Source organism: Microbispora sp. H13382, assembly GCF_014161445.1.
In the GTDB taxonomy this organism is placed as follows: domain Bacteria; phylum Actinomycetota; class Actinomycetes; order Streptosporangiales; family Streptosporangiaceae; genus Microbispora.
The window spans coordinates 139,645-154,317 of the sequence record NZ_JABBXA010000014.1; the positions used below are offsets into that span (position 1 = coordinate 139,645).

The following is a 14,673-nucleotide window of genomic DNA, read 5'->3' on the forward strand; positions in this document are numbered from 1 at the left end:
CTCTGGTGTTTCTCGGAGGCCACCTCAGGACGTAGTGGTTCAGGACAGTTGTTGCTGGAGGCAGCCAGACAGACCGGCGTCCTGATGAGGCGGCATAGACCGTCGCTCTGAAGCGGTTATTTGCTTCTGTGGCGGATGGTGCGAACTGGACGTGTGGACGAGGAGGATGTCGATGACGGAGTACCGCTTCAACGCTTTCCGATAGGCCAGTCCCGCCCGCGGGTTACGCCCGCCTCACAGGTGGCAGCCGGACCCGTCCTGACTTCGGCGCCGCCCGGCTGGCAGTTCTATAGTGCCCGCGAGTGCGCCCTTGGGATGCGCATCTCGGCGATGACTGAGACCCCGGAGGGGCAGCGGGCGTCGCTCCCTGCCACTACCTCGCTGGCTTGCTTCCCTGCCGCCCGCCGTCCCTATTGGATCTTGAGGCTGCCGACCGTCCGCCGCATGGCCAGCGCCGGCCAGATCCCGGCGCTGCGGACCGGCAAGGACTACCGCTACTCGTGGAACGCGGTCCTCGACGTGCTGCGACAGCCCCATCCGATAGCGGGGGGCAGTGGGAATGAGGAGAGTAGGCCGGGCGCCGGACGGCTGGCGACGCAGCAGGCTCGGGACCGAGCTGCGCGGGAGTTGTGACACCGGCCGGTCTCGATGACCGTGCGGCTGCTCGTGGCGGCCGCCGGTCTGCTCATCGCGATACCGCTCGGGCTGATCCTGGCGTTCACCGCCTTGAGCGGCTCCTTTGGCTGCACCCAGGGGCAGGACGGTGACATCCCGCCGAACTACCTACGGCTGTATCAGCAGGCCGGGCAGAAGTATGGCGTCCCCTGGCAGGTGCTCGCGGGGATCGGCAAGGCCGAAAGCGACCACGGGCGCGGTACCGGTGTCGGTATCCGGGATGGTGCGAACCACGCCGGCGCGATGGGGCCCATGCAGTTCCTCGGTTCGACCTGGGCGGCGTACGGCGTAGACGGGAACGGCGACGGGCGGACCGACGTCTACGACCCGGCCGACGCTATCCCGTCGGCGGCGAAGTACCTGAAGGCGAGCGGAGCGCCGGCGGACATGTACCGGGCCATCTGGCGCTACAACCACGCCGACTGGTACGTCCGCCGGGTCCTCGACTTCGCCCGTGGCTACTCTTCCGGCTCGGCTGGCGTGGGGGAGGAGCTATGCGCGATCCCTGCGGCGCCGAGTGCCGTGGCGGGCCGTGTCCTCGCCTACGCGCGGATACAGCTTGGCAAGCCGTACGCGTGGGGAGCTGAGGGGCCCGGTGCGTTCGACTGCTCTGGGCTGACGATGCGCGCCTATCAGTACGCGGGAATCCTGCTGCCGCGTGTCGCCGCCGACCAGTGGCGCCAGGGCCCCGCTGTCACTCGCGGCCAGGAGCAGCCAGGCGACCTGGTCTTCATGCACCCGGGAGCCGGCGGGCCCGGGCACGTCGGGATCGTCGTCGCTCCCGGCCAGATGATCCACGCGCCGCACACCGGAGACGTCGTGCGCTACGCGTCCTATTCCGCTCGTCCTGACGTGGTCGGGTTCACCCGGCCGGCAAGCTTGATGGAGAAGAAATGAAGGGCCTCACCCTGGCCGAGCTGCAGCAACTGCCTGCGACGGTCGACCTGCTCACCGCCGCCCGGGCTCTCGGACTCGGGCGGACCAAGGCGTACGAGCTGGCCAAGCGGGGCGAGTTCCCCTGCCGCATCATCCGCGTCGGCGTCGCTTACCTGGTCCCCACGGCGGAGTTGCTTAAGCTCCTCGGGGTGGATCAAATCAGGGGCCATTAAGGAGGTTGGGCATCTCAAAGCTGCAATCATTCCCGTCGGCCAACCGGTTGCGGCATGCGGCGCATACGTACGCGTGCAGGAAGCCGGGCTGTACTAAGCAATATCGTACTTGGACTGGAATAACTGACTCGAAGTGGGAGGATCGCGTGTCGCGAGTAGCAGCCGGGCATGGGAGGCCTTTAGCTGGACTGAAGCGGATCGCATGAGCGCGATCGCATTTCGGTCGTGTCGGACCGATGACTTAATCGACACTTGCGTCGACGGGAGTTGACCGTTGGCGTAGCCTCGATCTTTGATGGTCCTCGGCGACCTGAGCCAAGCCCCATATGCCGGGTAAGGTCGCGGGAGTAACGCGTTTCGACGCGATGTCCGAACCTTGCAAGATTCGGTCTGTTCAGAGGAAGAGGTTGCATGGCCCTCGAACCCCGGTTTCATCGGGTCGCTGCATTGCATCGCCGCTTTGTCAACCGGGAAGGCCCGCGGGAGATCTTTGCGGAGGAGCTGGGTAAGGTCGGTCACGGTCCGCGTGTCTTGAACGTCGTCGGTGTCGGCGGGATCGGTAAGTCTCGCCTGTTACGTGAGTTCGAGCGACACGTACGTGGCACCTGGCTGGTAGCCGCGCTGGATCTCCAGATCCCCGCGCACCGCCAGCAGGAGGACGCCCTGGCGGTGCTTCGTATGCAGTTTGGTGAGCAGGGCGTACGGTTCGACCGCTTCGACATCGCTTACGCGGTCTTGTGGCAGCGGCTGCATCCGCATCTGGGGCTGACCCGTGCTGGCCTGCCTTTCGTCGAGCACAGCGAGGTGCTCACCGAGATCCTTGACAGTGTTGCGGGTGTTCCGGTGTTCGCCACCGCGCTGGGCTTGTTGAAGCTGATGGATCGTGGCGTGGATGCTCGTAAGCGACGGCGCCACCTACGCACCGATGAAACGCTCAGCCAGCTCGACCAACTGCCTGGCGCCAACCTCGTGGATGCAGTCACGTACCTGTTCGCCGAGGACCTTCGCGTAAGCCATAAGGACAGGCCATACCTGATCACGGTGGACGCCTATGAGGCACTTGGCCGACCCGAGGCGGACGTGTGGCTGCGCGACCTGGTTGCACAGCTCGACCATGGTCTGGTGGTGATTGCCAGCCGGGAACCCCTGCCCTGGCGACAGTACGACTCGGATTGGGACGAGGTCATCTGCGGCCTTCCGCTGGAAGGGCTGCCGATGCAGGCGCGGATGGAACTGCTCACCGATGGTGGTGTCACCGACCCTCAACTGCGGGAGGTCATCGCTAAGGCCAGCGTAGGCGTGCCGTTTTACTTGCATCTGGCGGTCGATAGTGAAGGCAAGGGACGCGTGGTCTCACAAGACGAGATCATGCAGCGCTTCCTGGATCACGTCGACCAAGACGAGCGCCGCTACCTGGACCTGCTCAGCACCGCGCGAACGTTCGACTTCGAGCTGTTCAAGCAGCTGGCCCAGGCATTTCACCTCCCTGCAAGTCGGCTGGCCTGGGAACGGTTGGTGGCGTACTCGTTTGTGTATCCGGCGGTTGACGAGCGATTCCAGCTGCATCAGCTCATGGCCAACGTCTTGCGGGTACGGTTGTCGCCTGCCATTACTAGCGACGCCCATCAGGTCCTGCATCGCTTGTGGAACGAGCGCGCCCGTGATAATAACGCCCCAGACGCGCTGCGCGAGGCGGTCTACCATGGCCTGCGCGCCGGAACGCTGTCCAGCGATCAGCTGCTCGAGTACGCCGACCGAATCACAGCCTGCGGAGGCTCACAGGGTATGGCGGGGTTGGTCGCTGATCTGTCCGATTATCTTGCGGACTACGAGTGCGATGACGCTCTGGAACAGACAGCCCGGTGTCTTGCCGCAGAATCGGCCGTATTGCTTGGCGATGCCGAAAAAATCAAAAGCCTCACCCCTTCTGGATCATGGTCGCTGACCACCATGGCGGGCGCTCGCCTGGCCGTGGCCGCTGGGCATGGTCGCCGTATCGCCGGTGAGACCTCCGAAGCGCTCAACATCTACACCAGCGTATGGGAAGGCCGACAGGGCCCGGAACGCCATCCCGCCGGGCTGTGGAGCGCGGACCTGCACATGGCCCAGGGCCGGTTCGGCACGGCATCCCGCCTGGCCGAGGAACTGACTGCCGCCTGCCCCGCCGACTTGCACGCCGTTAGGGGTGACATTGCACGACTAATGCATCTCGCGGCGCGATTCAGCTACGACTTCGGGCAAGCCGATCTATATCTCCGTGAAGCGGAAACCTATTATCGTCAGGCCGACACGATCGTGGGTGCGGCCTTAATCGCGACGAACCGCGCCGAGCTGCTCGCCTGGACCGACCCTTTCGCCGCGGTCAATTTGGCACAAAGCGCGGTTGAGGCCAATCTCGACTTGGGAGCCCTGCATGAGGTTGGTAAGGCCTATACCGCACTCGGACAAGCGCACCTGGCCATCGGGCGCCACAATGACGCGAACAGGGCGCTTGAGCAAGCCTGCCAGGCTCTGGAGAAGGCGGGTTACCGGTCAGGACGCGCAAGAGCCGAACTAATCAGGGCCGCCCTAAACGCAAGGCTGGACCGCGTCGACGATGCGGTGGCCTCGGTGAACTGGGCTGTCAACGAACTGCTCGTGGTCGAGGTCTACCCGACCCTGCTCATGGCGGCAGCCTACCTTCTCGACGTCATCGGTGGAATCGACGCCAAGGTGAGCCGCGCGGCCGAGGAAGCCCGAACAAGGATTGAGGCGTTGGATTCTTTGGAGATCCTCGAAGCACGGATGAAGCACCACGTCCGGGGGCTCCTGGTATGAAAGAGATCTACCAGGCGGCTCTCGAGTCCCGCGACGGCGCAAGCGGCTTCTACAACGACAATGTCAAGGTCGACACCGAGACCGGACCCGTAATCGTGCGTATCCCCATCGGGGGTGCGGACTCGATGGATCTGCGGATCTGGCCGGAACAAGAGGTCTTGGCCGCCATCGCCGCACATGTAAGTCACGTGCCACGGCTGCTGTACGCGTCACCAGACCCCACCTTCCAGGTGCATGAGTTCATCGCGGGAGACCTCGTCGACGACATCGCCCCACGCGGTCGACGAGTCCCCCCGGATGTGCTCCGCGACGTCGTCGAGTTGTTCGTCCAGCTCGCCGGCGTTCCTCTGCAGGACTTGCCGCAGCTCCCACCGTCCTGGCCCGAAGATGCTGACACTGCCAGATTCGCGAGGATCCTGTCCGACATCACTCAGCGGGTCTACACCAGATTCCGGGAGCAATACCGATCATTGTTCTCCGCACTCGGCATCCCTAATGACCCGCTCGCCCCGATCTTGACGCGTTGGTCCGAGCTCACCCCTCGCCCGTTTGGCCTGATTCATTCCGATGTCCACCGCAAGAACATGATCCTCAGCATGGGGCATGTCGTATTCCTCGACTGGGAACTCGCCCTGTGGGGTGACCCCGTCTACGAACTCGCCGTCCACTTCCACAAGATGGCCTACCAGGACGACGAACGCCAGGCCGTACTCGATCGATGGGCAGACGCGATGCCCTCCCGGTACATCCGAGGTTGGGAACACGACCTCGACATCTACCTCGCCCACGAGCGCGTGAAGTCGGCTGTCGTCGACACCGTCCGATACACGCAGCTAATCACAGCCGGATCCCTTGACCCGCTTGGCAAGCAACACCTGCTCGAGAAGCTGACCGCCAAGATCAACGCCGCAGGTCGGCTTTGGCAGCATTACAAGTCGTTGACGCCGGGCCAGGTCGAGACGATCCTCCGCAGTCAGGGTGCCGTCGCAATCACTTGAAGCCGCGGAGGCGCAGGTACTGGCTGAACTGTTGCGAGTAAGCCGACGAACCGTTCCGGCCGGGGATCACTGGACCATGAGATACACGGGCTCGGTAAGCACGACAGCCGCTGCCGAGAAGTCGGCCAGACGGGTCGCGAGCGTCTCGACGGCGAGTTCGCGGGGGAGTAATGCGCTGAACTTGAGCCCGTTCAGCGCCCTGTCGTCGATATTGGGGTGGCTGAGCTCACCGGCGAGGTCCTGCCGCCATCCGGTACCGGTCAGGTCGTTCCTCAGCCTGACGTGCAGGTCGTCCACGCGCTGGGTCGGGTCGGCGAGCGCGCCCAGCGTGGCTTTGATCACGGCATTGGCGCGGAATCCGGCCCAGGTCCACCACCGCAGGTCGCCGTCGTCCCGCACGATCACTGTGCCGCCGGGATGGACGAGATTACGGCTGTCTTCCCGTATCCGCGTGAGTCCGCTCACCGCCCGCCGGGTGAGCTTCACCGGAGGGTCGGCGCCCAGGGCGACGTCCCGCTTGGCTCGCGACAGGGCGAAGGAGCTGCCGCCGGACATCGAGGTCGCCCAGCGTGCCTTGCCGCCGCCACCTTCGACGGGCTGGACGAAGCACCGCCGCCGTTTCCAGTCGATCCAGTCCACGACCCAGGTGCGGCCGGCCAGCAACAGGAGGCGCGGCCCCGAGGCGGCGGACGTCAGGAGACCGGGGTCCGTCCGGCCGATCTCGGCGTTGCCGCGCAGGACGGTGAACTCCGGCGGGGCCGTGAACACCGCGGTGAGATCCATGAAGTTCCGGCGTCCGAAGCGCTGCTCGGCCTGAGGGCCGACGAGCAGAGCGCCGCCGTCCCGCTCGAGAAAGCCCTGAGCGATGAGATGGTCGAGCACCGGGCGCGCGTGCTGCTCACGGAAAGGGCCGAGTCCGTGCCACCAGTCCGGCCACAGGGCGTCGCCTATGCGGCCCTCCTGCAGAGTGAGTGCGAGGAACTGCTGCGCGACGATGTGCCGAGGCGCGGGCGGCGGCTGCAGGGGCTCGACGTAACCCGTGCTCCACAGCAGCAGGAGCCCCGCTGAGGCGAGGAGATCCTCCGGGGTCAGGGCCAGGACGAGGCAGTTGCGCTTGACTCCCGAGCGCCTGCCCGTGCGTCCCAGGCGCTGGAGGAACGACGCGACCGACCACGGAGCGTTGATCTGAATGACCCGATCCAGGTCTCCGACGTCGATGCCCAGTTCCAGCGTGGATGTCGAGACGATGACGCAGTCGCGGGACTGGGCGAAGGCCTCTTCAGCGCGCCGGCGCTCCTCGGCCGAGAGGGAGGAATGGGAGAGGAACGTCGTAACGCCGTGGTCGCGCAGCAACTGACCGAGCTCTTCCACCATTCTGCGGGAGTCGCAGAAGACGAGTCGCTTCTCGCCCTGATGCAGCGCCGCGATGACGCGGGCGGCGTTGGCGACGGAGCCGACGTGGTCCAGCTCCACATCGGCCGCTCCGGAATCCGCTCCCGTGTCAGGGGCGATTACTTCCGCAGGTCGGCTCCCCGCGCCCGAACCCTGGAGCCAGGAAAGCAGTTCATGAGGATTGCCCACCGTCGCCGACAGGCCGATGCGCTGGAGCGGCCGTCCGGCCAGCCGGGTGAGGCGCTCCAGAACGGCGAGCAGGTGCCAGCCCCGATCGTCGCGGGCGAAGGCGTGCACCTCGTCGACCACAATCGCCCGCAGATCCGCCAGCAGTCGGCGGTGGTCCACACCGGTGCTGATGAGGATGGCCTCCAGGGATTCCGGGGTGGTCAGCAGGATGTCGGGCGGATCCCGCAGGATCGCCTGACGGCGCGAGCCGGACACGTCCCCGTGCCAAAGCTCGACCCGCCTGCCGAGCCAGCCCGCGTACGCCTGCAGGCGTGGCACCAGGTTGTTGAGCAGGGCCTTCAGTGGGCATACGTACAGCACCGACAGGCCGGTCCAGGTCTGTTCCTCCATCATGGACAGCAACGGGAACGCCGCCGCCTCGGTCTTGCCCCCGGCCGTCGGCGCGATCAGCAGCGCGTCCTGCCCCTCGCCGATGGGCCCCAGCGCCTCCTGCTGCAGCGGCCGCAGCCGGGCCCAGCCGAGGGTGTTGGTGAGGTGGTACGTGATCGTCGGATGCAGCGCTAGGGTCGGCGAGGTCACGGCAGGTCGAGCTCCACATCGTCCGCGGAGACCGCCGGGCGGCCGCGGCGGAACGCGTTCAGCTCGTCGTCGTTCAGCTCTCCCTCCGTGACCGTCACCTGCCGGTAGTCCCGCCGAGGGTCGAAATCCTCGTGATCCGAGACCCGGTACAGCACGTCGGCGACGAGTTTGCGGAGGAAGATCCGGGGCGCCACCCCGGCTCCCAGGTGTCCGGCAACCGCGGTGGCCAGGTCCTTGACGTACGCGTCGTCGATGAGGTCTCTGATCCGCCGCTCGGCCGGATCTCCCTGGGCGTACAGGTCGCGTACGGCGCAGCCCAGCTCGACCAGCTTGTCCCGGTCGAAACCGGTGAGCCTGATCTGCACTGCGCGGGCGGTGTCGAAACGCGCGTCGGTTTTGAAGTCGGAGTGCAGCCGCTGGGCCAGGGCCGGGGACCGTTGCACTCCCTGCTGACCGTCGTAGAAGGCGGGAGTGCCGGTGATGACGAGATAGAGGCCGGGGAAGCGGCCCTTGTCGATCTCGTCGATCAGCTGCCGAAGCGTGTTGAGGCTCCGTTCGCGGTTGTCGCTGCGCATCCGCTGCAGGGTCTCGACCTCGTCGAGCACGACCAGCAGCCCCGGGTAACCGCAGTCGCGCAGCACCACGAGCAGGCCCTGCAGGAAGTGCAGGGCCGCGGTCGAGTCGACGTCCCCCTTGAGCCCGGCATAGCGGCGGACGCTGGATGCGACGTTCGGCTCACCGCCCACCCAGGCGAGCAGGCCGTCGGCGGTCGCGTGGTCTCCCGACAGCCGGGCGCGGCGGTAGAAACGGAGCGCGGTCGCGAACGCGGGTGCGTTCTTGGCGGTCTCGGCCAGCCGTGACTCGATGAGGTCCTCGACCGCCGTGCTCATCGCCCTGCGGTCGTCCTTCGCGACCCCGGTGTCGTCCTCGAGAGCGAGAAGCCATGTGTCGACGATGTCCCGCAACGCGCTCGGCGGCGAACTCGCGGTGCTCAGCCCACCGACCAGCGACCGGTAGACGGTCTCCAGCCGATGCAGGGGCGTGGTCCGGTCCGAGACCTGGATCTCACTGGTCGCCATCTTCTTCCGCTTGGCCCTCTCGGCCAGCCAGCGGGCGAAGAACGTCTTGCCCGAGCCGTACTCGCCGCGGACCGCTTTGAATCCCGCGCTTCCGGCAATCACCGCCGTCAGATCGTCGTCGAGCGCCTTCTCGAACCGCTCCATGCCGACCGCGAACAGATCCAGGCCGTTGCGTGGCACAGTCCCACGGCCGAGAGCGTCGATGATCTGCCGCCGCCTTGCCCGGCTCACCTTCGCCGTCACGGTTCATCCTCCTCGAGGAACTGCTCTTCCAGCAATCGCACGTTCAGCTCGACAGTACGGTCGCGGTCCTTGAGCATGATCACATCGGTCTGCTCCACGTTGAGCAGGTTCTTCAGCGCCCGCATCAGCAGGACTGTCCTGTCCGCGGTGTCTGCGAGCAGCACCGCGATGTTCGCCACCGAGTCGCGTCCGGTGCCCCCGGCGAGGTGGTCGATGAGACGGGCGACCTCGTCGTCATCGACGCCGCCGCCTCGGGGAGCCAGCCGCCGCTGTTCGGCATAGGTATCCGAGGCGACCACCCGCTGACCGAGGGTGGGCAGAGCTGTCGTTGCTGCAAGAGGTGCAATCGGCTGGGCAGGTGTTTCGGGCACCGGTGTTGGGGGAGGGGCGGTTGGTGCGGGCTGGGAGCGCACCGGTCCCTGCGCCACGGGGAGGCTGCAGATGGCCTCGCCCAGTCGGGAGACGCGCGGCTGGGGCGCGGGCTGACGCCTGTTTCCGTCCCCTGCGGGCGTCGTCGGTCCGCTCAGGGGTGAGACCGGCGTCCAGCTCCGTTCCGTGGACGGCAGGGACGGTGGCTGCGGCAGGGACGGGCTGCTTCCCGGTGCCGGCCTGCTGACCGGCACACTGACACGGCCCGCGCCGGGCAGGTGGATAGGGGCGTCAGGCCCGGAGTGCACGGACTGCTGTGGCCGAGCGGGGCGGGTCACCGCGATGCGCTTGCGGCCGACGAGAGCCTGGACCCACTCGGCCGCGATTGGACGGGTGCCGCGCGGGCCCTGCGCGCGGATGAAGAGCTCCCTGACCGCGGTGACCACATGGTCCGGCAGGCCGGGGAGCAGCGCCGGCTCGTCACCGGGCCGCACGGACGCGGTCCGCGAGAGCACCCGCCCGATCAGCAGCGCGAGCTTGTACCGGTCGGTGTCCAGCTCCGGCCCGCTGGAGGGCTGGTAGGGATCATTCCAGTCCGGCGTGTGCGCCTGCCGTAATACCGGTTCCGCTCCGTGCCGGCGCAGGCCGTCGCAGTCGAGCATGAAGACCTTGTACGGGTGGCCCGGGCGCCATAGGAGATTCCGGAAGGAAAGGTCCCCGACGATCCATCCATGAGTGTGCAGCAGGTCGATCAGCTTGGCGGCCAGCGTGGCGATCTCGAGGCGGCCGTCGATGTCCGGCTGGTGCAGGTCCTGCCAGGCCCAGTTCGGTTCGTACAGCAGATACTGCAGCTCGACCAGCTTGGGCTTGCCGCCGATCGTGCCGTAGAAGTCCTTGGGCACGTGCGGCATGAGGAAGCCGGTCACTTGACCTCCATTCACCACCCTCGCGACAGGCCAGGCGCACTGGCTCAGCAGGGCGCGCACCTCCGCGGCAGTCTGGCGGTGACCGAACTCGACGAGTTCCGCAAGAGCCACGCCGTTCACCTGGCCGGCCTGTGGCATGTACTCCTTGTAGACGAGGTTCTCCGGTCCGAGCACACGGGTGACCACTCCTTGGCCGCCCTTGTCGAGGGGGTCGGATTCAAGGGGCAGCGTGACACGGTGCCGGTCGAGCGGATGGGGGGTGAAGGCCATTCAGACCCTCCAGATGCACACGGCGGTCCGGTCGTCGTCGTGCGTCTTCGCCCGGAAGCTCATCTGCCAGAAGAATTCGGGCAGGGACGGCGGCCGGCTCCACCAGCTCGCCAACTGGGAGCTCACCTGCGGCCCCCGCATCGGCTTGGCCAGGCCGTCGGTGCACAGCAGCAGCAGGTCGCCCGGATACAAGTCGGCATAGCCGACCTCCACATGCTCAATGTCATGGGGCAGCGCGTGGGTCGCCGAGGTCGCGACCCCCGTGTCGGCATCCTCCTCGCCGAAGCACGATGTCCAGACGCCCCTGTGCAGATACCACGCCATGCAGTCGCCGACCCGGACCAGCACGGCGCGATGCAAGGACGCCTCGGGCACCTCCTGGACCCTGGCGGCGAGGAACGTCGTCGACAGCTCGTCCGGCGGCAGTCCGCGTTCCGCCGCCCGGTTGCGGATCTCGCCGGCGACGCCGTCGACGAAGTCCCGGGCGTCCTTCACGTAGTCAGGGTCGATCGGCAGCGCGGAAAGATACGCCTGCGCGACCTCGCAGGCCGTGGCCGCTCCGACATGTGAGCCCTCTTTGCTGCCCAGTCCATCCGCCACGCAGGCCAGCAGCGTGCGGTCGCCGTCGTGCCAGAGCCCCATCGCGTCCTGACGTACGGTGCCGAAGTAGCGGTGCGCGTCCCCTCGGATGGACGCGGCACGCACCTCCAGCCCGGGCAGCGCGGCGCCGTCAATCTCGGTGTCCGGCCGTCGCACGGCCGGCAGCAGACCCGGCTGTGAGATCACCCGCGGCTCACGGCCGATGACGAGCGGCTGGGGGAATCCGGGCACGGTCTCCGCCGTCGAGGGCGACTCGTACCCCTGGACCTGTTCCATGTGCGGTTCCTCTTCTGGCTATGGTTCGCGATCAGAGCGGGTCGGGGGCGAGGACCGTATAGCCCGGCACCTGGTCGGGGATGATGAGCTGGGCCGTGCCCGAGGGGTTGGAGGATGAGGCGACGGCCGACTGGACCACGGAGTTGAGCAGCTGCCGCGCGAACTCGCGGAGAGCCTGTGCGGGTGACATGTCGCCGTTGGCGATGAAAGCCCGGAACGTAGCCACCTGCTGCAGAGTCGTCGGATCCACGTCGCCGAAGCCGAAGGCCAGGATGGTCGGGTGAGCCCGGAAGCCGTGGCTGACCAGGTCCTTGTGCTCCACGTGCCAGTCGTCCGTCGGGAGCCCGTCCGTGAGGAAGAACACCGTGGGGCGGTACGGCGCGTGCCCGGCCTGCTTCAGCCCCGCGATGTCCTGCTCGATCGTACGCTTGAGCAGCGAGAACGCGGCGCCGTAGCTGGTCGCGCCGCGCGGGGACAGCTGTGGGATGGAGTGCACGTCGTTGAGGTCGGCGAGTGGGAGCAGCACCTCGGCGGTGCTGCTGAACCCGATGATGCCGAGCCTGGCCCGGTCCGCCACGACCGGATTGCTGGCGATCTCCTGGTAGATCAGGGGAAGCTCCTGGTTGATGGCATCGAGGGGCGGTCCCTGCATGGAGTACGACTCGTCGCAGACCAGGTAGAAGGGGAGTACCTGTTCGCTCATCAGGTGGTCCTCAGCTTTGAGTGATGGGGGAGCAGCCGCCGGAGACGAAGTAGATCTCCATGGAGATCGACCCGCTCGGGGCGGCGAGGTCATGGAAGTTGCGGGTGGCCGCGGTCTGGAAGATGCCGGGGAACGCCTTGCCCGCGGCCGCGTTGATCCGGGTCGCCAGGTGCACGCCTTCTCCCGCGCCGCCGTTGGCGCCGAAGGTCAGCACCATGCCGGCGTGCCGTCCGGCCAGGCGTTTCCTGTGCTTGAGCAGCTCTCGCCTCACCGTGCCGAGCAGCTCGGTGTCCGAGGCGCCGGAATTCACCCGGAAGGAGATCTTGGTGGGCTTGGCGGCCACCCCGGCGGCGCGGGTGACGCAGGGCGATGGGGACGGGCTCGGCGAGGGCGACGCGGTTCCCTTACCCGCGAGGGGCTTTGCCGGAATGGGTGGTGGCGCCTGCGCGCCCAGCATGATGATCGTGAGCCCCAGCAGGAGGTCGGCGAACAGCCAGCCTGCGAGGAGCAGCGATGGGGCCGAACTGCGACGACTGATCACGGGTGCCATCCTTCGACCCGCTCGCCCCTGTTCCCTACGGTGCCCGAGGTGGCGCCCGTGTCAAGGGGTGCCGGGCCATGCGGGTCATTCGCAGGTCCGGTCGGGACCGGCGTGTGGGCCGGCCCGGCCGCGGTGTCGGCGCCGGAGAATTCCGCGGCAGTGCTGACAATGCCGGCGGTTACGGCCGTGGCGGCCTGCCGTACCGCCTCGTCCAGCCGGGTGATGGCAGCCTGCAGCGCGGTGATCTCGGGGCCGGTGACCTCACGGACGGCCGCCGGAACCTCCTGGAGAGACCTGGCAAGGTCCGCGGGCAGCCGGTCCAGGGCGTCCCGCGTTTCTTCCAGCAGCCGTACGGTGCGACCGGCGGTGTCCGAGACCATCTCGATCCTCGCGGCATGCGCGCTCGCGGTTCCGGCCCAGTCGTCGAGCGCCTCCCTGATGTCGGCTCCGGCGCCGCCGAGCACGGCGGAGAGGGTGCCGCTGCCGCTGGTGAGCGCATGGCTGATCCGGTCACCGCTCTCGGTGGCGGCGGTCTCCACCCGGCCGACGGCGGAACCGATACCGGCCGTCGCGCTCACCAGCTCGCCGACCCGCGCGTCCAGGCTCGCCGCCGTGTCGCGTACGGCCTGCCCGGTCGAGCTCGCGAGGTCGCGGACGACCTGGCCGGTTGAGTCCGCCAGTTCCCGCACGGCCTGGCCGGTCGAATCTCCCAGATCCCGCACCACCAGGCCTGTCGAGGCCGCGAGATCCTTCACGACCTGCCCCGCGGATGTCGTCAGATCCCGGACGACCTGTCCTGTGGACGACGTCATTTCGCGTACGGCCTGTTCGGTCAGCGTCGCCAGCTCGTCGACGGACTTCCGTACGCCGCTGGTCGAATCGAGGATGACGGTGCTGAGCCGGTCTCCGACGCGGTCCACCGCCACGTCCGTCTTCTCGCCGACGGAGTCGATGGCGTAGGCGGTGCGCTCGACCGAGTGCAGCAATGTCTCCGCGGCAGAGGAGACCGCGGCCATGTGCTTGTCGAGGGTCGCGATCGAGTCTCGCACCTCGGCGACGCCCGCCGTCAGCGCATCCGTGGCCTGGCCGGTGGCCTCCAACGCCTTCTCGAGTTCCTCCACCACCTGCGTGTGAACCTTGCTCATGGTCCTGCCGACCTTGTTCAGCTCGCTCGCGCTCTTGGTCAGCTCGGCCTGGAACCGGGCCGGCGAGGCCAGCTTCACCTGACCGAGGTGCAAGGTCGCTCTGGTGAGTGCGGCCAGCAGGCGTGAGCGAAGGGCGACAACCTCTTCCTCGGCCTCCTGCTCGATCGAGCGGCGCAGGAGCCTCTCCCACAGAGTGATGACGATGAGCGCGCCGATCACCCCCAGGGTCATGAAGGCGATGCTGTCGAACCGCAGCCAGCCCGGCAGCCTCCCGTCGAAGCCCTGCTGCCACATCTCCAGGAACGGCCGGCGCGCCGCCTCGACGCCTGCCGCCGCGAGGGTCTCGCCGTACGCAGTCGTGGCCATCTTGAGGCCGAACCAGGTGGTGACGATGGGGAGGAAGACGAGTACAGGCTGTACCACATCGATGATCTTGTGGGCCCTGTGCCGAATGCTTGAGTCAGCCGGGATCGAACGGACCGACTCTCCGGGCGGGAAGGCGGCGAACAGGTCCACCTCGCACCACAGCTCGGCCTTGCCGGGGTCGTCCAACGCGTCTGCCAGCTCTGTCAAGTGGTCCGCGCGCGCGGACAACGCGGGATGTCCGGCGAGCTCACGGAGTTCGGCGGCAAGCTCCTGATCCGTCACGGAAGACCGACGTCCTCTCGTCAGATTCGGGTCAGCGTCAAAGGGGATTCCGGGTGGACCGGTCCAGACGCGAGAAATCGGCGTGATCTTCCCGATTTCGTGGTGCAAGTGTCA

At 67.2% G+C, this 14,673-nt stretch carries 11 protein-coding genes; 4 read left to right on the plus strand and 7 right to left on the minus strand.

The window, feature by feature from the left end:
* Positions 1–648: 648 nt before the first annotated feature.
* The 4 genes from HHX41_RS26005 (at position 649) to HHX41_RS26020 (ending at position 5,599) form a co-directional block, all read left to right on the plus strand.
* Positions 649–1,572 carry an NlpC/P60 family protein gene (locus HHX41_RS26005; RefSeq protein ID WP_182908081.1) on the plus strand — a complete coding sequence of 308 codons (924 nt, stop codon included), beginning with the start codon at positions 649–651 and terminating at the stop codon, positions 1,570–1,572.
* On the plus strand, positions 1,569–1,784 hold the full coding sequence (locus tag HHX41_RS26010) for a helix-turn-helix domain-containing protein (protein WP_182908082.1): 216 nt from the start codon (positions 1,569–1,571) through the stop codon (positions 1,782–1,784). Before HHX41_RS26005 ends, HHX41_RS26010 begins: the two co-directional genes overlap by 4 nt.
* 411 nt (positions 1,785–2,195) lie before the next feature.
* Positions 2,196–4,601 carry an aminoglycoside phosphotransferase family protein gene (locus HHX41_RS26015; RefSeq protein WP_182908083.1) on the plus strand — a complete coding sequence of 802 codons (2,406 nt, stop codon included), beginning with the start codon at positions 2,196–2,198 and terminating at the stop codon, positions 4,599–4,601.
* Positions 4,598–5,599 (plus strand): aminoglycoside phosphotransferase family protein, encoded by a 1,002-nt coding sequence (locus HHX41_RS26020; protein ID WP_182908084.1) that lies wholly within the window; start codon positions 4,598–4,600, stop codon positions 5,597–5,599. The genes HHX41_RS26015 and HHX41_RS26020 overlap by 4 nt, the downstream gene beginning before the upstream one ends.
* A gap of 66 nt (positions 5,600–5,665) precedes the next feature.
* Here the strand turns inward: HHX41_RS26020 and HHX41_RS26025 are convergent, their stop codons facing one another.
* From HHX41_RS26025 to HHX41_RS26055, 7 genes are read right to left on the minus strand one after another with little or no spacing between them, the layout of a single operon-like run.
* Entirely contained in the window at positions 5,666–7,759 is a 2,094-nt protein-coding gene (locus HHX41_RS26025; protein WP_182908085.1) for a DEAD/DEAH box helicase, read from the minus strand.
* A complete protein-coding gene (gene brxD, locus HHX41_RS26030) occupies positions 7,756–9,081 on the minus strand; it encodes a BREX system ATP-binding protein BrxD (RefSeq protein ID WP_182908086.1) in 1,326 nt (441 codons plus the stop codon). Before brxD ends, HHX41_RS26025 begins: the two co-directional genes overlap by 4 nt.
* The gene (locus HHX41_RS26035) at positions 9,078–10,646 is read right to left on the minus strand and encodes a hypothetical protein (protein WP_182908087.1); all 1,569 of its coding nucleotides are present in this window, start codon (positions 10,644–10,646) and stop codon (positions 9,078–9,080) included. The genes brxD and HHX41_RS26035 overlap by 4 nt, the downstream gene beginning before the upstream one ends.
* Positions 10,647–11,522: a PP2C family serine/threonine-protein phosphatase gene (locus tag HHX41_RS26040; protein WP_182908088.1), complete on the minus strand. Its 876-nt coding sequence runs from the start codon at positions 11,520–11,522 to the stop codon at positions 10,647–10,649.
* 31 nt (positions 11,523–11,553) lie between these two features.
* Positions 11,554–12,225, minus strand: a complete 672-nt coding sequence (locus tag HHX41_RS26045) for a VWA domain-containing protein (protein ID WP_182908089.1) — start codon at positions 12,223–12,225, stop codon at positions 11,554–11,556.
* 10 nt (positions 12,226–12,235) lie between these two features.
* A complete protein-coding gene (locus HHX41_RS26050; RefSeq protein WP_310742175.1) occupies positions 12,236–12,766 on the minus strand; it encodes a hypothetical protein in 531 nt (176 codons plus the stop codon).
* The gene (locus tag HHX41_RS26055) at positions 12,763–14,559 is read right to left on the minus strand and encodes a hypothetical protein (RefSeq protein WP_182908091.1); all 1,797 of its coding nucleotides are present in this window, start codon (positions 14,557–14,559) and stop codon (positions 12,763–12,765) included. Before HHX41_RS26055 ends, HHX41_RS26050 begins: the two co-directional genes overlap by 4 nt.
* Between the last annotated feature and the right edge of the window lie 114 nt (positions 14,560–14,673).

Bases quoted from the DNA above. Each gene is read 5' to 3' on its own strand.
- HHX41_RS26015 (WP_182908083.1), top strand. From the start codon at position 2,196: ATGGCCCTCGAACCCCGGTTTCATCGGGTCGCTGCATTGCATCGCCGC.
- HHX41_RS26010 (WP_182908082.1), top strand. From the start codon at position 1,569: ATGAAGGGCCTCACCCTGGCCGAGCTGCAGCAACTGCCTGCGACGGTC.
- HHX41_RS26005 (WP_182908081.1), top strand. From the start codon at position 649: ATGACCGTGCGGCTGCTCGTGGCGGCCGCCGGTCTGCTCATCGCGATA.
- HHX41_RS26035 (WP_182908087.1), bottom strand. From the start codon at position 10,646: ATGGCCTTCACCCCCCATCCGCTCGACCGGCACCGTGTCACGCTGCCC.
- HHX41_RS26020 (WP_182908084.1), top strand. From the start codon at position 4,598: ATGAAAGAGATCTACCAGGCGGCTCTCGAGTCCCGCGACGGCGCAAGC.
- HHX41_RS26040 (WP_182908088.1), bottom strand. From the start codon at position 11,522: ATGGAACAGGTCCAGGGGTACGAGTCGCCCTCGACGGCGGAGACCGTG.
- HHX41_RS26045 (WP_182908089.1), bottom strand. From the start codon at position 12,225: ATGAGCGAACAGGTACTCCCCTTCTACCTGGTCTGCGACGAGTCGTAC.